Consider the following 24,517-nt stretch of genomic DNA (forward strand, 5'->3'; position numbering starts at 1 on the left):
GGTGGCGCCCCTGACGGGGCGGTGGTTGGCGCCTCTGACGGGGCGTCGGGCGGGCCCGGACGGTGTCTCCCGGGCCGGGACCGGCACGCCGCGGCCGGGGCTGCACGCCGGGTGCCGTACCTGGGCCACCGGGGTGACGTCCGGGGCCGAAGCGGGCCGGCCGTGGCGCGTCGCACCGCCGTCCGCGGCGCCGATGCACTGTCCTGTCCAGCGGATCCTGCCTCTCCCGCGAGGCGGTGCGCGCCCCGCCGGCCACGGCACCCCCCGGTCGCCCCCGTCGCTCCGGCCGCGGTGGCCCGGGGCCGCGCACGGCGCCCCTCCCCGCTGCCGACCTCGCCCAAGGGACTGCTCGTGACGACGGATGACGTGTTCATCGGCGTGGGCCTGCTGGTGGTCCTCGCCGTCGGTTCCCAGCTGCTGGCCGGCGTGCTGCGCATCCCCGCGCTCATCGTCCTGCTGCCCGTCGGCTTCGCGGCCGGCGCCCTGACCGACGTCGTCGACCCGCAGCAACTGCTCGGCCCGGCGTTCTCCCCGCTGGTGTCCCTGGGCGTCGCCGTGATCCTCTACGACGCCGGGCTCGGCCTCGACCTCGGCAGGCTGAAGGGACACAACCGCACGGTCGTCAGCCGGCTGATCTGGCTCGGCGTCCCCGTCACCTGCCTCCTCGGCGCCGCCCTCGCCGTCCCGCTGCTGGACATGTCCCGCGGGGCGGCCATCACGCTGGGGGCCGTCCTGGTGGTGTCGGGGCCCACCGTCGTCGGGCCGCTGCTCGCCCTCGTGCGGCCCGCGGACCGCCTCCGGCACATCCTCGTGTGGGAGGGGTCCCTCATCGACCCCGTCGGGGGCATCCTCGGCGCGCTCGTGTTCCGCGCCGTCGACGCCAGCACCCAGCCCACGGCGTCCCGCGGTGTCCTGCACTTCCTGGCCAGCGTGGGCACGGGCGTGGCGGGAGGCGTGGCCGGGGCGGCCGTGCTGTGGGCCGTGTTCCGCCTGGCGCGGCCCGGCGAGGCGCTCGGCACCACCGCCCAGCTGGCCGTCGTGATCGGGGTGGCAGCCGCGTGCGACGTCGTGCAGGACGACTCCGGGCTCATCGCCGCCGTGCTGATGGGGCTCGCGGTGGCCAACCACGCCCGCATCGACGTCCCCGTGCGCCGGACGTTCTTCGAGACCCTGGTCAGCCTCGTCATCGGGCTGCTCTTCACCTCGATCTCGGCCACCGTCTCCCCCGCGTCGCTGCGGCACGTGGGACTGCCCGCGCTCGGGCTGGCGGCCTTCCTGGTCGTCGTCGTACGCCCCCTCGTCGTCGCGGTGTGCACCGCCCGCACCGACCTGACACGGGCCGAGCGGGGTTTCCTCGGGTGGATGGCGCCCCGCGGGATCGTCGCGGCCGCCACCGCCTCGACGTTCACGTCCGCCCTGGTCGCCCGGCACGTCGGCGGCGCGGCCAGGATCCTCCCGGCGACCTTCGTGGTCATCGTCGCCACCGTCACCCTCTACGGCCTGACGGCCGCCCCCGTGGCCCGGCTGCTGCGCGTGGTGCGCCCCTCCCGCTCGCGCCCCCTCCTGGTCGGCGGGGACCCCTGGGTGCTCGACCTCGCGGCGACCCTGCGGTCCACCGGGATGGAGGTGCTGATGTGGGCGGGCCGGCCCGAGCAGCGCGAGCGCATCGAGCGGGCCGGCATCGAGCTCGCCCCGGGGGCGATGCTGGCCGACGCGACCGGTCCCGGCGCCGCGGGGGAGGGCGTCACCGGCGTGTACCTCCTCACCGGGGAGGACGACTTCAACGTGCTGGCGAGCGCGATCCTGCGCGGCGGTGTCGAGGGGCCGGTGTACCGCGTCGGCCCGGCGGCAGGCAGCCAGGGCGTGATGGCCCCGCACGCCGAGGGCGAGGTGCTGTTCGGGCCGCACCTGACGGGCCGCACCCTGGCCCGCAGGCACCACGACGGCGCCGGCATCGTGGCCGTGCCCGCCCGGGAGCCCGTGCCGAGCGGCAGCGACCTGCTGTTCGTCGTCCGCCCCGGTCACCGGCTGGAGCCCGTGACGGGGGGCGGCCCGCCGCACGTCGGGCCCCAGGACACCCTGGTCCTCCTGACGCCCGGCCGCTGACGGTCGGCGGGCGGGTTCGCCGACCGCGGCGGATAGTGGGTGGTGGGGGGAGAGAACGACGGCGCAGCCGTCCCCCCGAACCCGCACTGGAGGACCGATGCGCGCTCCACGGTCGTCGGCCGCGCTCGCCGGCATCGCCCTGCTCGGCACCGTGTTGACCGCCTGCGCGGACAACGCGTCGGGTCAGCTGATGGCCCACAACGGCGACAGGCTCGTCGAGACCCTGTCGAACCCGCCGACCGGCACGTGCCACCGGTTCCCCCAGGGCGTGACCCACGTCGACAACCACATGCTGAGCAACATCGTCCTGTACACCACGGAGGACTGCACCGTGCCGGAGGGCGGCGGGAGCACCTACCTCGCGCAGCAGTCCTCGGACGAGGCGGTCCACTCCACCGGGCTGTGGCGCAGCTTCGGCTTCGCCGACGAGTGAACCGGAGCGTCGGCGTCGCTCACGCGTGCGCCAGGCCCTTCAGCCGGGTCACCGCCTCCTGCAGGACCTCCGTGCGCTTGCAGAACGCGAAGCGGACGAACGGCGCGCCCTCCTCGCGGTGGTCGTAGAAGACCGCGTTCGGGATGGCGACCACGCCCGCGCGCTCCGGCAGTGAGCGGCAGAAGGCGACGCCGTCCGTCTCGCCGAGGGGGCGCACGTCGGTGGTGACGAAGTACGTGCCGGACGGGACGTAGACCCCGAAGCCCGCCTCCGCCAGGCCCCCGGCCAGCAGGTCGCGCTTGGCCCGCATGTCGGCGCGGAAGTCCTCGAAGTACGTCTCCGGCAGCGCCAGGGCCTCCGCGACCGCGTACTGGAACGGGCCCGACGCCACGTACGTCAGGTACTGCTTGGCCGAGCGCACCGCCGTGACCAGCGGCGCGGACGCCGTCACCCAGCCGACCTTCCAGCCGGTGAACGAGAAGCTCTTGCCGGCGCTGCCCAGCGTCACCGTCCGCTCGCGCATCCCCGGCAGCGTGGCCAGCGGCACGTGCTCGGCGTCGTCGAACACCAGGTGCTCGTACACCTCGTCCGTCACCACCAGCAGGTCCCGCTCGACGGCCAGTTCGGCGATCGCCGCCAGCTCCGCGCGGGTGAGGACCGTGCCCGTCGGGTTGTGCGGGGTGTTGAGCAGCAGCAGCCGGGTGCGGTCGGTGACCGCGTCGCGCAGCTCGTCCAGGTCCAGCCGGAAGCGGCCCTCGGCGGGGCGCAGGGTGACCGGCACCCGGCGCGCGCCGGCCATCGCGATGCACGCCGCGTAGGAGTCGTAGTACGGCTCCAGCGCCACCACCTCGTCGCCCGGCTCCAGCAGCGCCAGCATCGCCGCCGCGATCGCCTCCGTGGCCCCCGCGGTGACCAGCACCTCGGTGTCGGGGTCGTACGCCAGCCCGTAGCGGCGCAGCTGGTGGTCGGCCACGGCGCGGCGCAGCTCGGGCACGCCCGGGCCCGGCGGGTACTGGTTGCCGCGGCCGTCGCGCAGGGCGCGCACCGCCGCCTCCCGGATCTCCTCGGGACCGTCCGTGTCGGGGAAGCCCTGCCCGAGGTTGATCGACCCCGTCCGCAGGGCCAGCGCCGACATCTCGGCGAAGATCGTGGTCCCGAACTCGGCGAGCCGGCGGTTGAGGAAGGGGCGTGCGCTGGAGGTCATGGCGGCCATCCTGCGCCGAAGCTCTGGAGTTCCTCAAGTGTGCTTTGGCCGTTCGGGCGGCCGGGCATCCCCCGTGCACACAAGCGGTCGGGGACCGCGCGGGGCGCCCACGGGGGGCCGCTTCGGGGGAACGGAAGGAGGGCGGTGCCATGATCTTCGGTATCAGCCTGGTGGTGGTCGCCGTGGTGCTCGTCGTCGGGCTCACCGCGGTGGGGCGGCGGCCGTCGGCCGGGGCCCGGCGCCCGGCCGGCCGGCGCGGTGGGAGCAGCGGGAACGGCGGCAGCTGGTGGGCCGGCGGCGGCGACGGGGGGTCGTCCTGCGGCTCGGGCGGCCACCACGGGGGAGGCCACTCCTGCGGGGGAGGCCACTCCTGCGGCGGCGGGTCCTCGTGCGGCGGCGGGTGCGGCGGGGGCAACTGACCCCGGCGGCAGGGGCACCACGTCACCGGCGCGGGCCGGGCGTACGCCGGTGACGTGCGGCGCGCGGGGTGGGTGAACAGGTGAGCAGGGGAGCCCCCTGAGGGATGGAAACCACCCGAACTTGGGTAAAAACGCTGTGGCCGCACCGGCGTTCATGATTCCCTCCGGACTTACCCCTCTTGCGTGCTAGCGGAGCCGACCCATGCTCACGACCCTGAACACCTCCTACACCGACACGCGCGCGGCCGACCTCGCCTGGGCCCTGGGGCGCGAGCCGCTCCCCGCGCTGGCCACGCTCGACCTCGAACTCGCGGGCTCCCGACTGCAGTTACGCCTCCTCGGCGCCTCGCACCAGGTGCTCCTCGAGGAGGAGCGGGGCCGCTGTTCGGAGACGGTCGCGTGCATCGCGGGCAGCAGCACGCCCCTCCCGCTGGGCGTGGCCAAGCGGGTGGGCGGCTGGGAGTACGAGTTCGCCGCGCGCGTCGAGGCGCTCCCGCCGCACTCCTTCGCGGGCCGTGCGCAGGAACTCCTGGCCCTGGTCTCCGACCACCCGCACGGCCTCGTCGGGGTGTTCCCCGGCAGTCCGCACGCCTTCACCGCGCTGCTGGCGCACCGTCAGGGCACTAACGTGCACTGGCGGACCTGGCACGCGTACCCGCAGGACGGACAGCTGGTGGCGACCCGGACCCGGGTCGGCGTGCGCGTCCCGGTCGGCGCGAAGCGCGGCACGCGCGGCGCTGCGGAGTGACGGCGCGCGGTGGCGCGCGGCGACGGTACGCGCAGCAGTTCGGGTCGCCGGCGCGCGCGGTGGCGCGGAACGGCGGCGCGCGCACCAGGTCGTACGACGAAGGCGCGCGCAGTGGCGCGGGATAAACCCGAACACCCCATCCGTCTCCCGTTCCACACGTGTGGGTGACAGGGCGTGCCGGACCCGTGACGTAACGTCGCAGTCGTGATCGACCCGCACGCCCCCGCACCGCCCGGCGTCCCGCCGCCCTGGCGTGCTCCCGCACGGCTGCCCGTCCGGCCGGCGACGGGGCGGTTCCTGGTCCTCGCCTGCGTGTTCGTCTGCGCGGCCTGCGGGCTGGTCTACGAGCTCGAACTGGTCGCCCTCGCCTCCTACTTGATGGGCGACTCGGTCACCCAGGCGTCCGTCGTGCTGTCGGTCATGGTGTTCGCCATGGGCATCGGCTCGCTCGCCGCCAAGCGGCTGCGCCGGTTCGCGGCGGCCGGGTTCGCCGCCCTGGAGACGTCCCTCGCGCTGATCGGCGGCTCCAGTGCCATGGCGCTCTACGCGGTCTTCGCCTGGACGGGCGACTGGGGCGGCATCTGGGCCGACGGGCCCCGGCTGCTGCTGGTCGCCTTCTCCCTGGCCATCGGGCTGCTCATCGGCGCCGAGGTGCCGCTGCTGATGGAGCTGATCCAGCGCATCCGCCGCCAGGACGCGGGCGGCGCGGTGGCCGACCTGTTCGCCGCGGACTACGTCGGCGCGCTGGTCGGCGGCCTCGCCTTCCCCTTCCTGCTGCTGCCCGTCCTCGGCCAGCTGACCAGTTCCCTGCTCACCGGCGCGGTCAACGTCGTCGCGGGCGGCGCGCTGGTCCTCGGCCTGTTCCGCCGCGACCTCACCCGCCGGGCCCGCCGGGTCCTCCTCGCCGCCACCCTCGGCACGCTGCTGCTGCTGGCCGCCGCTGCCGCCCTCGTCGACGACTTCGAGCAGGCCGCACGCCAGGCGGTCTACGGCTCCGACGTCCGCGTGGCCGTGCGCAGCCCTGTCCAGGAGATCGTCCTCACCGGCGGCACCCCCGGCCGGCCCCTCGGCCTCTACCTCGACGGCCGCCTCCGCGTCGGCGCCGACGAGCGCCGCTACCACGAGGCCCTGGTCCGCCCCGCCCTCGCCGGTCCCCACGCGCGCGTGCTCGTCCTCGGCGGCGGCGACGGGCTGGCCGCCCGCGAGGTGCTGGCCCTTCCCGGCGTCCGCCGCGTGGACCTCGTCGAACCGGACCCCGAGGTGGTCCGCCTGGCCCGCACCGACCCCGGCCTCGCCCGCCTCAACGCGCACGCGTACGGCGACCCGCGCCTCCACGTCACCGTCGACGGCGCCTTCCACCGATTGCGCGCCACCCCGCCCGGCCGCTACGACGTCGTCGTCGCCGACCTGCCCGACCCCGGCATCACCGACAGCACCAAGCTCTACTCCCAGGAGTTCTACGGCCTCGTCCGCCGCGCGCTCGCCCCGCACGGGCGGCTCGTCGTGCACGCCGGCCCGGTCGCCGGCCGGACGCGCGCCTTCTGGACCGTGGAGGCGACGGTCCGCGCCGCCGGCCTGCACACCGCGCCCTACGTCGTCGACGGCCGCCGTACGGGCTCCGCGGCCGGTGCCGACCGCCCGTCCGGCGCGTCCCGGGCACCCCGCGACTGGGGATTCGTCCTGGCCTCCGCCGAGCGCGCGCCCGCCCTGCGGCTCCCCGCGACGGGACCCCGCCCGCGGACCCTCACCCAGGCCGAGTTGACGGCCGGTGCACGGGCCGCCGAGCAGCTCCGGGTGACCGGACTGCGGGCGTCCACCCTGGTGCACCCCCGGTACTGAACCTCGGTCACAACGGGTGCGTTTCCACGCCCGCTGGGTAGGCTCCAGCGACATGGAGCATGAGGTGTTCGTTCCGGTCCCGCCCGACCGGCTGAGGGCGTCCCTCGCCGACCCCGCGCAGGTGGCCCGTGCGGTTCCCGGGCTCCAGCGGGACGCGGGCGCCGAACAGCCCGTCGCCGGGCGGCTCAGGATCCGCGTCGGCGGCCACACCATCACCTACCGCGGCGAGCTGCGCGTCTCCCCCCGCGACGACGACGCGTTCACCGTCGAGGGCGACGCGACCGAGGCCCGCGGGACGGGCACGGTCACGCTCGCGCTGACCCTCCGGGTCACGGAGGCCGACGGCGGCAGCACCCTGCACGTCCACGGCACGGCGACGGCCGACGGCCGCATCACCGAACTCGAACCCGACACCGTGGACTCCACGACCCGCCGCCTGCTGACCCGCTTCGCGGAGAACCTGGGCGCCGCGGAACCGGCTGCGCCGGAAGCGCCCGAGGACCCCGAAGCCCCCGACGAGCCCGAGCAGGAGCAGGAGAAGCGGACGTCGGTCTTCGAGGCCGAGGTCCCGCCGCCGGCGCTGGACCCGCTGGCCGAGGACGACTTCACCGACTCCCCGGAGCCGCCCGCGGAGGCCGCGCACGCCCGCCGCACGATGATCGGCCGCAGCGCGGAGGAGGTCGACCACGCCCCACCCCGCGGCCGCTACGCCCCGGTCCCGGCCCCCCAGACGGTCGTCCCCACGGAAACGCTCCGCTGGGCGGCCCCCGCAGCGGCCCTGGTCGTGGCCTCGGCCATCGTGGTGACAAGAGCCCTACGCCGCCGCCGCTGAACCACCCAAGGGGCGCAGCAGCAAACTGCGCGCCCAGCCCCGACGCTCCCGCACCAGCTTGCTCAGGGGCGCGAGGAACCGCGCGACCAACCACGACGCACCCGCACCAGCCTGTTCAGGGGCGCGCGGGGAACTGCGCGCCCAGCCCCGACGCTCCAGCACCAGCTTGCTCAGGGGCGCGGGGAACTGCGCGACCAACCACGACGCACCCGCACCCAGCCTGTTCAGGGGCGCGGGGAACTGCGCGAAAACCCACAACGCACCCGCACCCGACGACGACCCCTCAGCCACCCCCCTCAGGGGCGCGGGGAACTGCGCGAGAACCCACAACGCACCCGCACCCGACAACGACCCCTCAGCCCCCCCCCCTCAGGGGCGCGGGGAACTGCGCGAGAACCCACAACGCACCCGCACCCGACAACGACCCCTCAGCCCCCCCCCCTCAGGGGCGCGGGGAACTGCGCGAAAACCCACAACGCACCCGCACCCCACCACGCCCCCAGCCACCCCAACGGCGCGATGCCCCCTCACCCCCCGACGATCAGCCCAGTAGGGTCGTCCCGTGAGTGACGAAGACATCACGCTGACCGCGGGCGACGCGGAAGCAGTCGTACAGCCGGCCAACGGCGGCCGCATCGGCACCCTGTGCGTGGCCGGCACGGAACTCCTCCGCCAGGGCGACCGCTTCGGCTGCTTCCCGATGGTCCCGTGGTGCGGCCGCATCCGCGACGGCCGCTTCCGCGACGGCGCCACCGTCCACCAGATGCCGCTCAACGCCGCGCCGCACGCCATCCACGGCACCGTCCGCGACGGCGCCTGGCGCGTGGCCCGCCGCTCGCAGGACGAGGCGGTGATCACGTACGACCTGGTCGACCCGTGGCCCTACCCCGGCCGCGTCACCCAGGTGGTCGCGCTCACCGAGGACGCGCTGACGCTGACGATGTCGGTCGAGACGTACGGCTCGTCGTTCCCGGCCCAGATCGGCTGGCACCCCTGGTTCCACCGCAACCTCGGCGGCGAGGACGTCACACTCGACTTCACCCCGGCCTGGCAGGAGGAGCGCGGCGAGGACCACCTGCCCACCGGCAACCGCGTCGAGCCGAAGCCCGGCCCGTGGGACGACTGCTTCGGGATGCCCGGCGGTGTCGACGTCACCCTCACCTGGCCCGGGCAGCTGGAGCTGAACGTGTCCAGCCGCGAGGAGTGGGTCGTCGTCTACGACGAGCAGGAGGCCGCGGTCTGCGTGGAGCCCCAGACCGGCCCGCCCGACGGGCTGAACACCCTCCCGCGCCTGGTCACGCCCCTGGAGCCGCTGGAGGCCGCCACGACCTGGCGCTGGCGGCGCCTCTAAGCTGGTCGGCATGACGCACGTCGACGAAGCAACGCCGCGGGACCCGCGGAGCGCGCTGCTCCAGCAGATCAAGGACAAGGCCGTGGTGCACGGCAAGGTGACCCTCTCCTCGGGTCTGGAGGCCGACTACTACGTCGACCTGCGCCGCGTCACCCTCGACGGCGAGGCCGCGCCGCTGGTCGGGCAGGTGCTGCTGGACCTGACGGCGGAGCTGGAGTTCGACGCCGTCGGCGGTCTGACCATGGGCGCCGACCCGGTGGCCGCCGCCATGCTGCACGCCGCCGCCGCGCGCGGGAGGCGGCTGGACGCCTTCGTCGTGCGCAAGGCGGCCAAGGCGCACGGGCTGCAGCGGCGCGTCGAGGGACCGGACATCAAGGGCCGGCGGGTGCTGGTGGTGGAGGACACCTCCACCACGGGCGGCTCGCCCCTGACGGCCGTGGAGGCCGTGCGGGAGGCCGGCGCCGAGGTCGTCGCGGTCGCCACGATCGTGGACCGCGCGACCGGCGCCGACGCCAAGATCCGAGAGGGCGCCGGGGTGCCGTACCTCTTCGCCTTCTCGAAGGATGAACTGGGTCTGGACTGACGGGCGGCTTTGACCTGGACTTGTCGCGCGCGTGGACCATCGCTCCAGGTCTGGAAAGATGGGCTCGACGATGACGTCGAAGCGCAAGGTCTAGGTCAGGGCCGTAGCACGTAGAACGCCAACCCGCAGACTCAAGGAGCGGACGAATGCCCATCGCAACCCCCGAGGTCTACAACGAGATGCTCGACCGGGCGAAGGCAGGCAAGTTCGCCTACCCGGCCATCAACGTCACCTCGACCCAGACCCTGCACGCGGCTCTGCGCGGCTTCGCCGAGGCGGAGAGCGACGGCATCATCCAGATCTCCACGGGTGGCGCGGAGTTCCTCGGCGGCCAGTACAGCAAGGACATGGTGACGGGCGCCGTGGCCCTCGCCGAGTTCGCGCACATCGTCGCCGAGAAGTACCCGGTCACCGTGGCGCTGCACACCGACCACTGCCCGAAGGACAAGCTGGACGGCTACGTCCGCCCGCTGCTCGCGATCTCCGAGGAGCGCGTCAAGGCCGGCCGCAACCCGCTGTTCCAGTCGCACATGTGGGACGGCTCCGCCGAGACCCTGGCCGACAACCTGGCGATCGCCCAGGAGCTGCTGGCCCTCGCCGCCGCCGCGAAGATCGTCCTCGAGGTGGAGATCACCCCGACCGGTGGCGAGGAGGACGGCGTCTCCCACGAGATCAACGACTCCCTGTACACCACGGTCGACGACGCGATCCGCACCGCCGAGGCCCTGGGCCTGGGCGAGAAGGGCCGCTACCTGCTGGCCGCCTCCTTCGGCAACGTCCACGGCGTGTACAAGCCGGGCAACGTCGTGCTCCGTCCCGAGCTGCTGAAGGAGCTCGCGGACGGCGTCGCCGCCAAGTTCGGCAAGCAGAACCCGTTCGACTTCGTCTTCCACGGCGGCTCCGGCTCCACCGAGCAGGAGATCGCGACCGCGCTGGAGAACGGCGTGGTCAAGATGAACATCGACACGGACACGCAGTACGCCTTCACGCGTCCGATCGCCGACCACATCCTGAAGAACTACGACGGCGTCCTCAAGGTCGACGGCGAGGTCGGCTCCAAGAAGACGTACGACCCGCGTACCTGGGGCAAGCTGGCCGAGGCGTCGATGGCCGCCCGGGTCCTCGAGGCCACGCAGCACCTGCGCTCCGCGGGCACGAAGATCAAGTAGTAGACGGCCGACGGTCCACTCCGTCGCGGTGAGCCCGGTGCTTCGGCGCCGGGCTCGCTGTATACCTGGGGACATGCCCGACGTCCGGCTGGCCTCCCCGCAGGGCCGGTGGATCCTGCTGACCACCGTGCTCGGCTCCAGCATGGCGCTGCTGGACTCCACGGTCGTCAACGTCGCCCTGCCGCGGATCGGCCAGGACCTCGACGCCGACCTGGCGGCCCTGCAGTGGACCGTCAACGCGTACATGGTGACGCTGGCCGGGCTGATCCTGCTCGGCGGGTCGCTCGGCGACCGGTACGGGCGGCGCAAGGTGTTCGTCATCGGGGTGGTGTGGTTCGCCGCCGCCTCGCTGCTGTGCGGGCTGGCGCCGAACGCCGGGGTGCTGGTGGCCGCCCGCGCGCTCCAGGGGGCCGGCGGCGCGCTGCTGACGCCGGGCTCGCTGGCCCTGATCCAGGCGTCCTTCCACCCCGACGACCGGGGCCGCGCCGTCGGCCTGTGGTCGGGCTTCGGGGGCATCGGGGCGGCCGTCGGACCGTTCCTCGGCGGCTGGCTGGTGGACGGGCCCGGCTGGCGCTGGGTGTTCCTGCTGAACGTCCCGCTGGCCCTGCTGTGCGCCCCGATCGCCGTACGGCACGTACCCGAGTCGGACGCCCGCTCCGGGGCGCGGGGCGCCGGGGTGCTCGACGCCGAGGCGGTGGACGCCGGGGCGCTGGGCGCTAAGACGCCCGGGCGCGCTCCCCGGGGTCACTTCGACGTGCTCGGTGCCGCGCTGGGCGCCCTCGCGCTCGCGCTGGTGACGTACGCCCTGATCGAGGCGCCCGGCGGCTCGCTGTTCGTCGGCCCCGTGGCGGTCGCCGGGGTGGCCGCGGGCGTCGCCTTCGTCGTGGTCGAGCGGCGCCGGCCCGAGCCGATGATGCCGCCGGACATCTTCGCGTCCCGGCAGTTCACCGCCGTGAACCTGGTGACGCTGTGCGTGTACGCGGCGTTCGGCGGCTTCTTCTTCCTGTCGGCCGTGCAGCTCCAGGTGGTGGCCGGCTACTCGGCGCTCGGCGCGGGCACCGCGCTGCTGCCGACGACCGTGCTGATGCTGCTGCTGTCCGCCCGGTCCGGGGAACTGGCCGAGCGCATCGGCCCGCGCCTGCCGCTCACCGTGGGCCCGCTGCTGTGCGCGGCCGGGATGCTGCTGATGCTGCGCGTCGGCGAGGACGCCCGCTACCTCACCGACGTGCTGCCCGCCGTCCTGGTGCTCGGGCTCGGCATGGTCAGCCTGGTCGCGCCCCTGACGGCGACGGTCCTGGCCTCGGTCGACGTGAGCCGGGCGGGCCTGGCCAGCGGCATCAACAACGCGGCGGCCCGGGCGGCCGGCCTGGTCGCGGTGGCCGCGCTGCCGCTGGTGACGGGGATGGGGCCGGAAGCGTACCGGTCGGCGCCGGCCTTCGACCACGCCTTCGACCGGGCGATGGCGGTGTGCGCGGGGGTCCTCGTCGTCGGCGCGGTGCTGGCGTGGGCGACGGTGCGCCGGCCGGCGCCGGGCTGCCGGAAGCCGGAGTGTCGGCGGCACGGGAGCGTGGTGGCTCCGCCGCTCGAGGGTGGGCGACGGGGCTAGGGGTTCCTTTGGGTTGTCGGCTGCGGGTGTGTGGGGGCGGCTCGGGTGCGTCGTCGGGTGCCGGTGAGTGGGGGCTGGTCGCGCAGTTCCCCGCGCCCCTGAGGGGGTGGCGGGTGGCGGTGGGTTGGTGGCTGCGGGTGTGTGGGGGCTGGGCGCGCAGTTCCCCGCGCCCCCAGGGGGTTGCCACCGTGTTCCTCCGTCGGTGGTGGCCGGTGACAGACTGGAACCCATGACGATTCACGAGAACCTGCTCGGGGGGCCGCCCCCGACCCACCTGCCCGACGACCCCGAGCCCCGCGAGCTGCTCGCGAACGGCACCCCGGCCGCCGACGTCGCCGCGAAGTACCCGACGTCGTCACTCGCCTGGGCGCGCCTCGCCGACGAGGCGTTCGAGCGGGGCAGCGTCGTCGAGTCGTACGCCTACGCCCGTACGGGCTACCACCGCGGCCTGGACTCGCTGCGCCGCAGCGGCTGGAAGGGCCACGGCCCGGTCCCCTGGGAGCACGAGCCGAACCGCGGCTTCCTGCGCGCCCTGCACGCCCTCGCCCGCGCCGCGCAGGCGATCGGTGAGCAGGAGGAGTACGAGCGCTGCTCCCAGTTCCTGAAGGACTCCTCGCCGACCGCCGCCCAGACCCTGGGCTAGGCACGGCGTCGCTGTTCCGAGCGCCGAGGCCCGCCTGTCCCACCAGGCGGGCCTTGCCTTTTCGTCGGACCATCGAAGAGGATTCCGGCGGGGACCGGGGCCCCCGTGTCGGTAACGGCAGGGGCGGACCGCTACCCGGAGTAACACAGGAGACAGCGATGTCCCACGAGGCTCACGAGGCCGAAGAGCCCGCGACTCCGCATCTCGACTTCCAGGGCACGACGCCGTACGAGGACTACGTCAAGGCGGACGTCCTCACCCACCTCCAGCACCTCCTCTCCGACGATCCCGGCGAGATGGTCTTCCTGGTCACGACCCAGGTGATGGAGCTGTGGTTCACCGTCGTGGTCCACGAGTGGGAGACCGCGGCCCGCGCCCTGCGCGAGGACGACATCCCGACCGCGACCGCCGCCCTGAAGCGGTCCGTGCGGGAGCTGGAGGCGCTGAACGCCTCCTGGAAGCCGCTCGGGCAGCTCACCCCGGCGCAGTTCAACTCCTACCGCTCGGCCCTCGGCGACGGTTCGGGGTTCCAGTCGGCGATGTACCGCAGGATGGAGTTCCTGCTCGGCGACAAGTCCGCGTCGATGCTGGTCCCGCACCGCGGCGCGCCCCGCGTCCACGCCGAGCTGGAGAAGGCGCTGCACGAGCCGAGCCTGTACGACGAGGTCGTCCGGCTGCTGGCGCGGCGCGGCTACGACATCCCCGACGACGTGCTGCTGCGCGACGTGTCCCGGCGCTACGAGCCGTCGGACGCGGTCGAGGCGGCCTGGGCGGCCGTGTACGCGGGCGACCAGAACGGCGAACTGGCGCGCCTGGGCGAGGCGTTGACCGACGTCGGTGAACTGGTGTGGCGCTGGCGCAACGACCACCTGGTCGCCACCCGCCGCGCGATGGGCGCCAAGCAGGGCACCGGCGGCTCCGCCGGGGTCGCCTGGCTGGAGAAGCGGGCGCAGAAGAGCGTCTTCCCCGAGCTGTGGACGGCGAGGTCCCATGTCTGACCTCGCCCGCCGCGCCGAGAAGCTGGATGCCTCCGACGAACTCGCCGCCAAGCGGGCCGAGTTCGAGCTGGACGACACGGTCTACCTGGACGGCAACTCGCTCGGCGCCCTGCCCGCCGCCGTCCCCGGCCGCGTCGAGGACGTCGTCCGCCGGCAGTGGGGCCGGCTGCGCATCCGCTCCTGGGACGAGAGCGGCTGGTGGACCGCGCCCGAGCGGATCGGCGACCGCATCGCCCCGCTGGTCGGCGCCGCGCCCGGACAGATCGTGGTCGGCGACTCGACCAGCGTGAACGTCTTCAAGGCGCTCGTGGCCGCCGTGCGGATGGCGGGGCCGGGCCGCGACGAGATCGTCGTCGACTCCTCCACCTTCCCCACGGACGGCTACATCGCCGAGTCCGCGGCCCGTATGACCGGCTGCGCACTGCGTCCCGTCCTGCCCGCCGAGCTGCCGGGCGCGCTGGGCGCGCGCACCGCCGCGGTGCTGGTCAACCACGTCGACTACCGCACCGGACGGCTGCACGACCTGCCGTCCCTGACCGCCGCCGTCCACGCGGCCGGCGCGCTCGCCGTCTGGGACCTGTGCCACAGCGCGGGCGCGCTGCCCGTCGGGCTCGACGAGCACGGGGTCGACCTGGCGGTCGGCTGCACCTACAAGTACCTCAACGGCGGCCCGGGCGCACCGGCGTACCTGTACGTGCGCCGGGAGCTGCAGGACCGTTTCGACTCGCCGCTGCCCGGCTGGAACTCCCATGTGAACCCGTTCGGGATGAGCCCGGCGTACGAGCCCGCGCCCGGTGCGCTGCGCGGACGCGTGGGCACGCCGGACATCCTCTCCCTGCTCGCCCTGGAGGCGGCGCTGGAGGTGTGGGAGGGCGTCCCGGTCGAGGCGGTGCGGGCCAAGTCGCTGGCGCTGACGGACTTCTTCCTGGAGTGCGTGACCGCGTACGTCCCGCCGGGCGCCGTCGAGTGCCTGACCCCGCTCGCCCACGCGGAGCGCGGCAGCCAGGTGGCGCTGCGCTGCGCGGACGCCGGGGACGTCATGGAGCGGCTGATCGACCGCGGGGTGGTCGGCGACTTCCGCCACCCGGACGTCCTGCGCTTCGGCTTCACCCCGCTGTACGTCGGCTTCGCGGACGTGGAGCGGGCGGCGCGGGTGCTGGGCGAGGTGCTGGGCGGCGGGCTGGGATAGGGGGCGGGCGGGTGGCGCCACGCGTGCGTGGGGTGACCGTTCGTGCGGTGCCGGCACGCGTGCGTGGGGTGACCGTTCGTGGGTCGGCGGCACGCGCGCGTGGGGGCGTGATCGTCCGGGCGGTGGCGGCACGCGCGCGTGCGGTGACCGTGCGTGCGGGGAGCGCGTCGCGGGACCGCCGCGGCCTCACCCTGCGTGACATCCGCGTGTCCGCGCACGTCACCGGCCTGGTACCGTCCCGGCCAACGGCCGCTCTCCCTGTCGGCCCGTCCTCGCCTGGACCGTCAAGTCCACGTGACCGCTGAGAGGTTGGAGCATGCCGGACGACGTCGCCGCAGCCCGGGCCGCCGCCGAGGAACGGTCGGCCTTCTCGCACCCGCCCGTCGATCCGGACGCCACCGCCCCCTACGGTGATCTGCCCGACCAGGTCATCGACTTCTACGCCCCGCGCGTGCAGGTCGGCCCCGGCGGCCCCGTGCCGCTGGTGGTCGTCCTGCACGGCGGGGCCTGGCGCGCCGCGCACGACCGGCGCCACGTCACCCCGTTCGCGGACTTCCTGGCCCGGCGCGGCTTCGCCGTGGCCAGCGTCGAGTACCGGCGCGGCGGCGGCACCCCCGAGGGCACAGCCACCGCTGCGGCCGCGGGCCGCTGGCCCGAGACCTTCGACGACGTCGCCGCCGCCCTCGACGCGCTGCCCGCGCTCGTGCGGGAGGTGCTGCCGCAGGGCGACGCCCGCCGGACCGTCCTCGTCGGGCACTCGGCCGGCGGTCACCTGGCGCTGTGGGCGGCGGCCCGGCACCTCCTGCCCGCCGACGCCCCGTGGCGCACGGACCGCCCGGCGCCGCTGCGGGGCGTGGTCGCGCTGGCCCCGATCGCCGACCTCGCCGTCGCGGACAAGCTGGACGTGTGCGGGGGCGCCACACGCCAACTGCTGGGCACCGACCACCTGTTCGAGCAGCGCCGACCGTACGCCGACCCGGCCCTGCTGCTGCCGACCGGCATCGCCACGACGCTCGTCCAGGGGCGCGCCGACCGCGTGGTCCCGCAGGCGGTCGCCGAGGCCTACGCGGACGCCGCGGCCAAGGCGGGCGAAGTCGTGGGGCTGACGCTGCTGGCGGACGTCGGCCACTTCCCGCTGATCGACCCCGTGGCGGACGCGTGCGCGGTGGTGGCGGAGGAGATCGCCCAACTGGCGTGGTGACGCGCGGCCGGTTCGCCGGTGGTTCGAGGGCCGCCGGTTCGCCGGTGGGTGGGGCGCGGCCGGTTCGCCGGTGGGTCGGGTGGCTGTTTGGCCGGTGGATCGGGTGCGCGCGCCCCCTGTCGTACCCGTAGTACCTGAGAGCTACGTCGCGGAACAGCTCTGCGGCGGGACGCGAACGACGTGCGCTGATCCGTAACTTCCCAGCCAGAGCGGTCCGACGGGCGGACCGGCCGGGCGGGGAGGGCGACGGGCATGGGCGCGGTGACGGGCGGGGCGACGGGCGCGGAGACGGACGCGGAGACGGACGCGGGGGTGTCCCGGGAAGCGGGCCGGGGGACGGGTGCGGTCGGTGGCGCGGACCGGGACGGGGAGGTGCGCGGGGACACGGCGCGGGACCGGCCCCGCCTGCGGCCCCTGCGGGCGCTGCTCGCCGCCCTCGTGGTCGTCGCCCTGGTCGTCCCCTTGTCCGGCGCGGCCCGTCCCGGCATCCCCGCTCCCCGTCCGGCCGCCCTCGCCCCGGTCACCGCGGCGACGCTGACGCAGGCGTACGCCGCCAACCGGGCCAACGCGGCGCTGGCCTCCCGCATGGCCGCGGCCCACGGCGACGGTCACCGCGCGGCTGCGGAGCGCGCGTTGGCGGCCCCGGGCGGCGCCCTGCTGGCCTTCGACGGGCGCGGGCCCGGTCTGGTCACCGAGGTGTTCGGCGACCTGGCCCACGCCGACCGGGTCGCGGTGCTGGTCCCGGGCTCCGACACCTCGCTGGACACCTACGCCCGCCTGCGCACGGCCGCCGCGTCCCTGCACCACCGGCTCACCCGGACGGCCACGCCCGGCACCCGTACGGCGGTGGTCGCCTGGCTCGGCTACCGCACGCCGGGCACGGTCAGCACGGCGGTGACGACCACGGCCCGCGCCGACGAAGCGGCCCCGCGCCTGGGGGACTTCCTGCACGAGCTGCGGGGCGTCACGGGCCCCGGCGCCCGCCTGACACTGGTGTGCCACTCCTACGGCTCGGTGGTGTGCGCCCGCACGGCGGCCGGCGCGGACGTCGGCGACCTGGTCCTGCTCGGCAGTCCGGGCACGGGCGCGGACACCGCGGCCGGCCTGCACACCCGGGCCCGGGTGTGGGCGGCCCGGGGCGCCGACGACTGGGTGGCGCACGTCCCGCACGTCAGCGCGGACCTGTTCGGCACGACCGTCGGTTTCGGCACCGACCCGGTGTCCCCGTCCTTCGGCGCCGACGTCTTCGCCGCCGGACCGGGCGGCCACAGCGACTACTTCGCACCGGGCTCCGCCTCCCTGGCCAACGTCGCCCGGATCGTCCTCGGCCGCACCGCGGAGGTGACCCGTGCGTAGGACGACCCACGGCACGACGGCCCCCGCGCTCCGCGCGCGGATACGGCGGGCGGCCGTGCGGATCGACGCCGCCACCCCGCCCGACCGCGACCGCGCGGTGGACGCCCTGCGCGCCTGCGCGATCCTCGGCGTGGTGCTCGGCCACTGGCTGGTGACCGCCCTGGTCGCGGACGGCACCACCCTGCGCGCCGCCAGCCCGCTGGGGCACCTGCCCTGGCTGGCCCCGGTGTCCTGGGTGTTCCAGACGCTCGCGGTGTTCTTCATGGTCGGCGGGCACGTGGCGACGAAGGGCCTCGCCTCGGCCCGCGCCCGGGGCACGTCGTACGGCGCCTGGCTGCGGGCGCGGCTGGCGCGGCTGTTCGGGCCGGTCGCCGCCGTGCTGGGGGTGTGGGCGGTGGCGGCGCTGGGGCTGCTGCTGACGGGCGCGTCCTTCGTCACCCTGCACACGGTGCTGAAGCTGGCGCTGTCGCCCCTGTGGTTCCTGCTGGTGTTCGCGGCGCTGACGGCGGCGACCCCGCTGCTGACCCGGCTGAACCCGCTCTGGTCGCTGGTGGTCGTCCTGCACGTCGACCTGGTGCGCTTCGGCCTCGGGGGCCCCGCCTGGCTCGGCTGGGTCAACCTGGCCGCGGGCTGGCTGGTGCCGTACACCCTGGGCGCGGCGTGGACCCGGGGCGAGCTGGAGCGTCCGCGGGCGGGCTGGGTGCTGCTGGCGGGCGGCGCGCTGGCGACGGCGCTGCTGGTCGCCCGCGCGGGCTATCCGGCGTCGATGGTCGGTGTGCCCGGCGCGGCGGTCTCCAACCTGAACCCGCCGACGCTGGCCGCGGTGACGTTCGGCTTGGCCCAGTGCGGGCTGGCCCTGCTGCTGCGGGAGCGGCTGCGCCGGGCGCTGCGCCGGCCCGTGGTGTGGGCGGTGGTCGCGCTGGTGAACCTGTCGGCGATGACGGTGTTCCTGTGGCACCAGACGGCCATGATGGCGACCACGGCCACCGCTCTGGCCGCCGGCCGGCTGCCCGGACTGCACACCGTGCCGGACCGGTTGACCTGGGTGGCCGCCCGGCTGCTGTGGCTGCCGGTGTTCGCGCTGGCGCTGGCGGTGTGCTGGGCGGCGTTCCACGGGTTCGAGCAGGGGCGGCCCCGCCGGGCGCGCAGTGCGGGCGGGGGCCGCGTCGTGCGGGTGGGGCGGGCGTCGGACAGGGCCGCCGGGGAGACGGTGCGCCGTGCATAGGGTGGTGAAGGTGGACGGGGTGGACGGGGTGGAGAAGCGGCTGATCCGCGGACTGCGGGTGCTGCGCGAGGACTTGTGGACGCTGCGGGCGGCGCCGTTGCCGCCGTCGGTGTGGCTGCGGTGGCTGCCGCACGGCCTGGTCTGCCTGGTGGCGTTCGGGGTGGCGGTCGCCAACGCGGACCAGTTCGCGCAGGGTTACCGCCTCGGCCCGCAGTTCGGTCTGCTGTGCGCGACCGCGCAGGGCGTCGCGGTGGCCCTCGCGCTGTGGCGGCCGGTGCCGGCCTGGTGGCTGTCGACGGCGGTGACCGTGGTGGTGGCGCTGGGCGCCCGGCAGCAGATGCTCGGGCCGGGGCGGATCGAACCGCCCTGGCCGTGGGGGCCGCCGGGTCTGGTCGCCCAGTGCCTGGTCCTGTTCCTGCTGGCGCTGCGCCTGCCCACCCGGGTGTCCGCCGAGGTCCTGGCGGTGACCGCTCTGGTCACGTACGGGCTGGAGGGTGTCCTGGGGGGCGCCTCCTACACGCCGACCGGCGCCCTCGGGGTGGCGCTCTTCGCCGGTGTCGTCGTCCTCGGCACCGCGCTGCGCGGCCGTCGCGTGGCCCGCCACCAGCTCGTCGAGCAGGCGGGCATCACCGCCGAGGAGCGCGCCCGGCGCACCCTGCTGGAGGAGCGCAACCGCATCGCGCGCGAGCTGCACGACGTGGTCGCGCACCACATGTCGGTGATCTCCATCCAGGCCCAGGTCGCACCCCACCTCGTGGAGAACCCGCCGCGGGAGCTCAGGGAGAACCTGGACGGCATCCGGCAGAACGCCCTGGAGGCCCTGGCCGAACTGCGCCGGGTACTGGGCGTGTTGCGCTCGGAGAACCCCGACGACCCGTACGGGCTCGGCGCCACCGGCGGCGCCACGGCCGACGCGCCGCAGCCCACCCTCGACCGGCTCGACGCGCTGATCGAGAACACCCGGGCAGCCGGGCTCGACGTCGTCAGCGAGATCAGGGGACCGGCGCCGGTGTACCCGCCGGGTGTGCAGCTGTCGGCGTACCGGATCGTGCAGGAGGCGCTGAGCAACGCGATGCGGCACGCGCCGGGCGCCCGGGTGCGCGTGGAGCTCACGCACCGGCCGGACGGCCTGTGCCTGGAGATAACGAACTCCCGCCCGACCCGGCCCGCCGCGCGGCCCACCGGTGCGGAATCCGGTGCGGGATCCCGTGCGGGAGCCGGCATGGGGCACGGCCTGCTCGGCATGCGCGAGCGGGCGGCGATGCTCGGCGGCCGGGTCACCGCGCACCCCACGCTGCACGGCGGGTTCTGCGTGCTCGCCTTCCTGCCGCGCGACGGCACCGCCCGGCCCACCGCACCGGACGAGGACACCGAACCCCCGGACGGCATGGAACTGTTCTTCCCGGACCCGCCCCCGACAGGAGACCACACCCCATGACCAGCGGCCCGACCACCGATCCCGTCCAGGACCCCGCCGGCGGTCCCTCCAGCGGCCCGGCCGGCGGCCCCGCCGGCGGGACGATCCGTGTGCTGATCGCCGACGACCAGCAGATGGTCCGGCAGGGCTTCACCGTGCTGCTCAACGCCTACCCCGACATCGACGTGATCGGCCAGGCGGTGCACGGCCTCGACGCGGTGGAGCAGGTCGCCGGCCTGCTCCCGGACGTCGTGCTGATGGACATCCGCATGCCCGAGCTCGGTGGCATCGAGGCGACCCGGCGCATCAAGGAGGCCACACCGGACATCAAGGTCCTGGTGCTGACGACCTTCGACCTGGACGAGCACGTGTACGACGCGCTGGGCGCCGGGGCGTCCGGGTTCCTGCTGAAGGACGCCTCCGCCGACCAGCTCGCCGAGGCGGTCCGGGTGATCGCGGCCGGGGACGCACTGCTCGCGCCGGGGATCACCCGCAAGCTGATCACCGAGTTCTCCCGGCTGAACGGCACGCTCCGCCCGCCGCTGAAGGAACGCGTCGGCGACCTCACCGAGCGCGAGACGGAGGTGCTCACGCTGATCGCTCAGGGCCTGTCCAACGCGGAGATCGCCCGGCACCTGGTCGTGGCCGAGCAGACCGTGAAGACCCACGTGGGCCGGATCCTGGTCAAGCTGGGCCTGCGGGACCGCACCCAGGCGGCGGTGTTCGCGTACGAGTCGGGACTGGTGCGCCCGTCGGGGTACTGAGCCGCGGCAGGACCCGTAGTACCTGAGACGGATGGCGCAGGACCCCTCTCACTGGTGACGCCGGGGACCTCCCGCCGCCTCTAGTTTGGGGAGCGTGACCGAGACGACCCACACCCAGACGGCCCCGCCCGCAGCGGGCGGCCGACCGCGCAGCCCGGAGTACCGGCTCGCGGCGGGCGCCCTGCGGGGCCTGCGCCAGGACCTGTTCCACGACGCGTTCGCCTACCGCCCGCTGCCCGCGATGAGCGTGGACGGCCCCATCACCGGCCGCCTCACGCCCCGCATGCGGCAGTACGCCCTGTGGACGCCGCACTGGCTGGTGGCGGGCGTGGCCGTGTTCGCCATGCTGGTGGGCTGGGCCTCGGGCGGCGGGGGTCTGGGGCCGACGCTCGGCGGTCTGCTGGTCGCCGTGCCGGTGCTGCTCACCCTGATCCGCCCGGTCGGCGCCTTCTGGCTGTCCTTCGTGGTGACGACGGTCGTGACCGTGCTCAACGGCTCGTTGCTGGACTGGCCGTGGCTGCCGGGCTCGGGCGTCTCCCACGTGGCGGTGCTGACGATCGTCGCGATACGCACCCGCCCGCGCACGGCGGCCTGGATGTGGGCGCTCACGGGGGCCTACGGCTTCGTCGCGGAGTTCCTGTTCGGCGGCGGCGACGACTACGGCTCCAACACCGCGCCGATGCTGGTCGTCTCCGCGATCGCCCTGCTGGCGGTCACCGTCTGGCACATCCGGCGCGACGCCCGGCAGGAGGTGACCGCCCAGCGCACCGCGACCGCGCACGAGCGGTCCCGCCGGACCCTGCTGGAGGAGCGCACCACGATCGCCCGCGAGCTGCACGACGTGGTCGCGCACCACATGTCGGTGGTCGCCATCCAGGCGGAGGCCGCGCCCTACCGGGTGGAGAACCCGCCGGAGGAGCTGGAGAAGGCGTTCGCCACCATCCGGGAGAACGCGGTGGCGGCGCTGACCGAGCTGCGCCGGGTGCTGGGCGTGGTCCGCGCCGAGGACTACGAGGCGCCGGACGCTCCGCAGCCCACGCTCGCCGACCTGGACGCGCTGCTGGCCAACGTGCGGGAGGCGGGCCTGGACGTGAGCAAGACGGTGACCGGGGCGGTGCGGGAGCTGCCGCAGGGGGTGGAGCTGTCGGCGTACCGGATCGTGCAGGAGGCGCTGAGCAACGCCCTGCGGCACGCGCCGGGCGCGGGTGCCCGGGTGGAGGTCGCCTACGTCCTGGGCGGGCTGGGCCTGCGCGTCGTCAACTCCGCGCCCCCGGAGCCGGGCCAGGTGCGGCCGTCGCCGGGCGCCGGGCACGGGATCACGGGGATGCGGGAGCGGGTGTCGATGCTGGACGGTGAGATGACGGCCGGCCCGACGCAGGCCGGGGGCTACGAGGTGACGGTGTTCCTGCCGGCGCGGTCCACGGGCGAGGAGGAGGCGTGACGATCCGGGTGCTGGTCGCGGACGACCAGATGATGGTCCGCGAGGGCTTCTCGGTCCTGCTCAACGCCATGCCGGACATCGAGGTGGTCGGTGAGGCGGTGAACGGCCGGGAGGCGGTGCGGCGAGTGCGTGAGCTGGCCCCCGACGTGGTGCTGATGGACATCCGCATGCCCGAGCTGAACGGCATCGAGGCGACCCGGGAGATCGTGGCCTCGGACACCACGGCGAAGGTGCTGGTGCTGACCACGTTCGACCTGGACGAGTACGTCTACCAGGCGCTGCGCGCCGGGGCGTCGGGGTTCCTGCTGAAGGACGCCTCGGCGCGGCAGCTGGCCGACGGGGTGCGGGTGGTGGCGGCGGGCGAGGCCCTGCTGGCGCCCTCGGTCACCAAGCGGCTGATCACGGAGTTCTCCAAGCTCGGTGACACCCCGCGCCTGCCGCCGTCGGCCCAGGCCGCCTACGGCGACCTCACCGAGCGGGAGACGGAGGTGCTGATCCACATCGCCCAGGGCCTGTCCAACGCCGAGATGGCCGAGCGGCTGGTGGTCGCCGAGTCGACGATCAAGACCCACGTCAGCCGGATCCTGGTGAAGCTGGGGCTGCGGGACCGTACGCAGGTGGCGGTGTTCGCGTACGAGGCGCGGCTGGTGACGCCGGGGTAGCCGGCGGACAGCGGGGGCCGGTGTGCGGGAAGCCCGCCGGGAAGCCCCTGGTCAGTGGGGGGCCGGGCGGGTAGCGTCCCCGCATGGTTGCCTTCGATCCGTGGGACCCGGCGTTCGTGGCCGACCCGTACCCCGCCTATGCCGAGCTGCGCGCCCAGGGGAGGGTGCGGTACTTCGAGGCCACCGACCAGTGGCTGGTGCCGCGTCACGCCGACGTGTCGGCGCTGCTGCGGGACCGGCGGCTGGGGCGGACGTACCTGCACCGGTACGCGCACGAGGAGTTCGGGCGGACGGCGCCGCCGCCGGAGCACGAGCCGTTCCACACGCTCAACGACCACGGGATGCTGGACCTGGAGCCCCCGGACCACACCCGGATCAGGCGGCTGGTGTCGAAGGCGTTCACACCGCGGACCGTGGAGCGCCTGCGGCCCTACATCGAGCAGCTGGCCGGTGAGCTGGTGGAGGGGCTGCGCGCGCGGGGCGGCGGGGACCTGCTCACGGAGGTCGCCGAGCCGCTGCCCGTCGCCGTGATCGCGGAGATGCTGGGCGTCCCGGAGGGGGACCGGCACCTGCTGCGGCCGTGGTCGGCCGCGATCTGCGGGATGTACGAGCTGAGTCCGTCCGAGGAGACGGCGGAGCGGGCCGTGCGGGCGTCGGTGGAGTTCTCGGACTACCTGCGCGCGCTCATCGCCGCGCGGCGCGAGGAGCCGGGCGAGGACCTGATCTCCGGGCTCATCGCCGCCCACGACGAGGACGACCGGCTCACCGAGCAGGAGATGATCTCCACGGCCGTGCTGCTGCTCAACGCCGGTCACGAGGCGACCGTCAACGCCACGGTCAACGGCTGGTACGCGCTGTTCCGCCACCCGGACCAGCTGGCCGCGCTGCGCGCCGACCGCGCGCTGGTGCCGTCGGCGGTCGAGGAGCTGATGCGGTACGACACCCCGTTGCAGCTCTTCGAGCGCTGGGTGCTGGAGGACATCGACATCGACGGCACGACCGTCCCGAAGGGTGCCGAGGTGGCCCTGCTGTTCGGGTCCGCCAACCACGACCCGGCCGTGTTCACCGACCCGGAGCGCCTGGACCTGACCCGCGCGGACAACCCGCACATCTCCTTCAGCGCCGGCATCCACTACTGCATCGGCGCCCCCCTGGCCCGCATCGAACTGGCCGCCTCCATGACGGCCCTGCTCACGAAGACCCCGACGCTCGCCCTCGCGGCGGAACCCGCCCGCAAGCCGAACTTCGTGATCCGCGGCCTGGAGGGCCTGCCCGTGGAGGTCCGCTGACCCGCACCCGCCGTCAGGCGTCATGGCGCCACGAAAGCTCCC

The 24,517-nt window shown here is 74.8% G+C and carries 22 protein-coding genes; 21 read left to right on the forward strand and 1 reads right to left on the reverse strand.

Annotated features, from left to right (window positions below):
• The first annotated feature begins 351 nt into the window (after positions 1-351).
• Together E4U91_RS18690 and E4U91_RS18695 are read left to right on the forward strand one after the other, a co-directional pair.
• On the forward strand, positions 352-2,106 hold the full coding sequence (locus tag E4U91_RS18690; RefSeq protein WP_137307918.1) for a cation:proton antiporter: 1,755 nt from the start codon (positions 352-354) through the stop codon (positions 2,104-2,106).
• A gap of 97 nt (positions 2,107-2,203) precedes the next feature.
• Positions 2,204-2,539, forward strand: a complete 336-nt coding sequence (locus E4U91_RS18695) for a hypothetical protein (RefSeq protein ID WP_137307919.1) — start codon at positions 2,204-2,206, stop codon at positions 2,537-2,539.
• A gap of 19 nt (positions 2,540-2,558) precedes the next feature.
• On the opposite strand, the gene E4U91_RS18700 is transcribed toward E4U91_RS18695, so the two are convergent.
• Positions 2,559-3,752: a pyridoxal phosphate-dependent aminotransferase gene (locus tag E4U91_RS18700; RefSeq protein WP_137307920.1), complete on the reverse strand. Its 1,194-nt coding sequence runs from the start codon at positions 3,750-3,752 to the stop codon at positions 2,559-2,561.
• A gap of 140 nt (positions 3,753-3,892) precedes the next feature.
• On the opposite strand from E4U91_RS18700, the gene E4U91_RS18705 reads away from it, so the two are divergent.
• From E4U91_RS18705 to E4U91_RS18795, 19 genes are all read left to right on the forward strand, one after another.
• Entirely contained in the window at positions 3,893-4,162 is a 270-nt protein-coding gene (locus E4U91_RS18705) for a hypothetical protein (RefSeq protein ID WP_137307921.1), read from the forward strand.
• A 202-nt stretch (positions 4,163-4,364) separates the two neighbouring features.
• Entirely contained in the window at positions 4,365-4,910 is a 546-nt protein-coding gene (locus E4U91_RS18710) for a DUF2617 family protein (RefSeq protein WP_137307922.1), read from the forward strand.
• Between the two features lie 204 nt (positions 4,911-5,114).
• Positions 5,115-6,749, forward strand: coding sequence for a polyamine aminopropyltransferase (locus E4U91_RS18715; RefSeq protein WP_137307923.1), 1,635 nt, complete (start codon positions 5,115-5,117; stop codon positions 6,747-6,749).
• 52 nt (positions 6,750-6,801) lie between these two features.
• Positions 6,802-7,581 carry an SRPBCC family protein gene (locus tag E4U91_RS18720; RefSeq protein WP_137307924.1) on the forward strand — a complete coding sequence of 260 codons (780 nt, stop codon included), beginning with the start codon at positions 6,802-6,804 and terminating at the stop codon, positions 7,579-7,581.
• Between the two features lie 562 nt (positions 7,582-8,143).
• A complete protein-coding gene (locus E4U91_RS18725) occupies positions 8,144-8,932 on the forward strand; it encodes an aldose epimerase family protein (protein ID WP_137307925.1) in 789 nt (262 codons plus the stop codon).
• Between the two features lie 10 nt (positions 8,933-8,942).
• Complete coding sequence (gene pyrE, locus E4U91_RS18730; protein WP_137307926.1) at positions 8,943-9,515, forward strand: orotate phosphoribosyltransferase; 573 nt, start codon at positions 8,943-8,945, stop codon at positions 9,513-9,515.
• A 146-nt stretch (positions 9,516-9,661) separates the two neighbouring features.
• The gene (fbaA, locus tag E4U91_RS18735) at positions 9,662-10,684 is read left to right on the forward strand and encodes a class II fructose-bisphosphate aldolase (RefSeq protein ID WP_137307927.1); all 1,023 of its coding nucleotides are present in this window, start codon (positions 9,662-9,664) and stop codon (positions 10,682-10,684) included.
• A 73-nt stretch (positions 10,685-10,757) separates the two neighbouring features.
• On the forward strand, positions 10,758-12,290 hold the full coding sequence (locus E4U91_RS18740) for an MFS transporter (RefSeq protein ID WP_137307928.1): 1,533 nt from the start codon (positions 10,758-10,760) through the stop codon (positions 12,288-12,290).
• A gap of 229 nt (positions 12,291-12,519) precedes the next feature.
• Positions 12,520-12,933 carry a DUF3151 domain-containing protein gene (locus E4U91_RS18745; RefSeq protein ID WP_067240975.1) on the forward strand — a complete coding sequence of 138 codons (414 nt, stop codon included), beginning with the start codon at positions 12,520-12,522 and terminating at the stop codon, positions 12,931-12,933.
• Between the two features lie 158 nt (positions 12,934-13,091).
• On the forward strand, positions 13,092-13,931 hold the full coding sequence (locus tag E4U91_RS18750) for a tryptophan 2,3-dioxygenase family protein (RefSeq protein WP_137307929.1): 840 nt from the start codon (positions 13,092-13,094) through the stop codon (positions 13,929-13,931).
• On the forward strand, positions 13,924-15,120 hold the full coding sequence (kynU, locus tag E4U91_RS18755; RefSeq protein ID WP_137307930.1) for a kynureninase: 1,197 nt from the start codon (positions 13,924-13,926) through the stop codon (positions 15,118-15,120). The genes E4U91_RS18750 and kynU overlap by 8 nt, the downstream gene beginning before the upstream one ends.
• A gap of 316 nt (positions 15,121-15,436) precedes the next feature.
• Positions 15,437-16,321, forward strand: coding sequence for an alpha/beta hydrolase (locus E4U91_RS18760; protein ID WP_137307931.1), 885 nt, complete (start codon positions 15,437-15,439; stop codon positions 16,319-16,321).
• Between the two features lie 252 nt (positions 16,322-16,573).
• On the forward strand, positions 16,574-17,677 hold the full coding sequence (locus tag E4U91_RS18765; RefSeq protein ID WP_137307932.1) for an alpha/beta hydrolase: 1,104 nt from the start codon (positions 16,574-16,576) through the stop codon (positions 17,675-17,677).
• Positions 17,670-18,902, forward strand: a complete 1,233-nt coding sequence (locus E4U91_RS18770) for an acyltransferase family protein (RefSeq protein ID WP_137307933.1) — start codon at positions 17,670-17,672, stop codon at positions 18,900-18,902. The genes E4U91_RS18765 and E4U91_RS18770 overlap by 8 nt, the downstream gene beginning before the upstream one ends.
• Entirely contained in the window at positions 18,895-20,340 is a 1,446-nt protein-coding gene (locus E4U91_RS18775) for a sensor histidine kinase (RefSeq protein ID WP_241678625.1), read from the forward strand. Before E4U91_RS18770 ends, E4U91_RS18775 begins: the two co-directional genes overlap by 8 nt.
• Positions 20,337-21,083 (forward strand): response regulator, encoded by a 747-nt coding sequence (locus tag E4U91_RS18780; RefSeq protein ID WP_137307934.1) that lies wholly within the window; start codon positions 20,337-20,339, stop codon positions 21,081-21,083. The genes E4U91_RS18775 and E4U91_RS18780 overlap by 4 nt, the downstream gene beginning before the upstream one ends.
• A 94-nt stretch (positions 21,084-21,177) precedes the next feature.
• On the forward strand, positions 21,178-22,524 hold the full coding sequence (locus E4U91_RS18785) for a sensor histidine kinase (protein ID WP_174867823.1): 1,347 nt from the start codon (positions 21,178-21,180) through the stop codon (positions 22,522-22,524).
• Positions 22,521-23,186 (forward strand): response regulator, encoded by a 666-nt coding sequence (locus E4U91_RS18790; RefSeq protein ID WP_137307936.1) that lies wholly within the window; start codon positions 22,521-22,523, stop codon positions 23,184-23,186. Before E4U91_RS18785 ends, E4U91_RS18790 begins: the two co-directional genes overlap by 4 nt.
• An 83-nt stretch (positions 23,187-23,269) precedes the next feature.
• A complete protein-coding gene (locus tag E4U91_RS18795) occupies positions 23,270-24,475 on the forward strand; it encodes a cytochrome P450 (protein WP_137307937.1) in 1,206 nt (401 codons plus the stop codon).
• Positions 24,476-24,517: the final 42 nt, after the last annotated feature.

This window comes from Streptomyces lasalocidi (assembly GCF_005280215.1).
GTDB classification, from domain to species: Bacteria; Actinomycetota; Actinomycetes; order Streptomycetales; family Streptomycetaceae; genus Streptomyces; species Streptomyces longwoodensis.

Coding starts and splice junctions, on each gene's coding strand:
- E4U91_RS18695 (WP_137307919.1), top strand. CDS start 2,204: ATGCGCGCTCCACGGTCGTCGGCCGCGCTCGCCGGCATCGCCCTGCTC.
- E4U91_RS18700 (WP_137307920.1), bottom strand. CDS start 3,752: ATGGCCGCCATGACCTCCAGCGCACGCCCCTTCCTCAACCGCCGGCTC.
- E4U91_RS18705 (WP_137307921.1), top strand. CDS start 3,893: ATGATCTTCGGTATCAGCCTGGTGGTGGTCGCCGTGGTGCTCGTCGTC.
- E4U91_RS18710 (WP_137307922.1), top strand. CDS start 4,365: ATGCTCACGACCCTGAACACCTCCTACACCGACACGCGCGCGGCCGAC.
- E4U91_RS18720 (WP_137307924.1), top strand. CDS start 6,802: ATGGAGCATGAGGTGTTCGTTCCGGTCCCGCCCGACCGGCTGAGGGCG.
- pyrE (WP_137307926.1), top strand. CDS start 8,943: ATGACGCACGTCGACGAAGCAACGCCGCGGGACCCGCGGAGCGCGCTG.
- fbaA (WP_137307927.1), top strand. CDS start 9,662: ATGCCCATCGCAACCCCCGAGGTCTACAACGAGATGCTCGACCGGGCG.
- E4U91_RS18740 (WP_137307928.1), top strand. CDS start 10,758: ATGCCCGACGTCCGGCTGGCCTCCCCGCAGGGCCGGTGGATCCTGCTG.
- E4U91_RS18745 (WP_067240975.1), top strand. CDS start 12,520: ATGACGATTCACGAGAACCTGCTCGGGGGGCCGCCCCCGACCCACCTG.
- E4U91_RS18750 (WP_137307929.1), top strand. CDS start 13,092: ATGTCCCACGAGGCTCACGAGGCCGAAGAGCCCGCGACTCCGCATCTC.
- kynU (WP_137307930.1), top strand. CDS start 13,924: ATGTCTGACCTCGCCCGCCGCGCCGAGAAGCTGGATGCCTCCGACGAA.
- E4U91_RS18760 (WP_137307931.1), top strand. CDS start 15,437: ATGCCGGACGACGTCGCCGCAGCCCGGGCCGCCGCCGAGGAACGGTCG.
- E4U91_RS18765 (WP_137307932.1), top strand. CDS start 16,574: ATGGGCGCGGTGACGGGCGGGGCGACGGGCGCGGAGACGGACGCGGAG.
- E4U91_RS18780 (WP_137307934.1), top strand. CDS start 20,337: ATGACCAGCGGCCCGACCACCGATCCCGTCCAGGACCCCGCCGGCGGT.
- E4U91_RS18795 (WP_137307937.1), top strand. CDS start 23,270: ATGGTTGCCTTCGATCCGTGGGACCCGGCGTTCGTGGCCGACCCGTAC.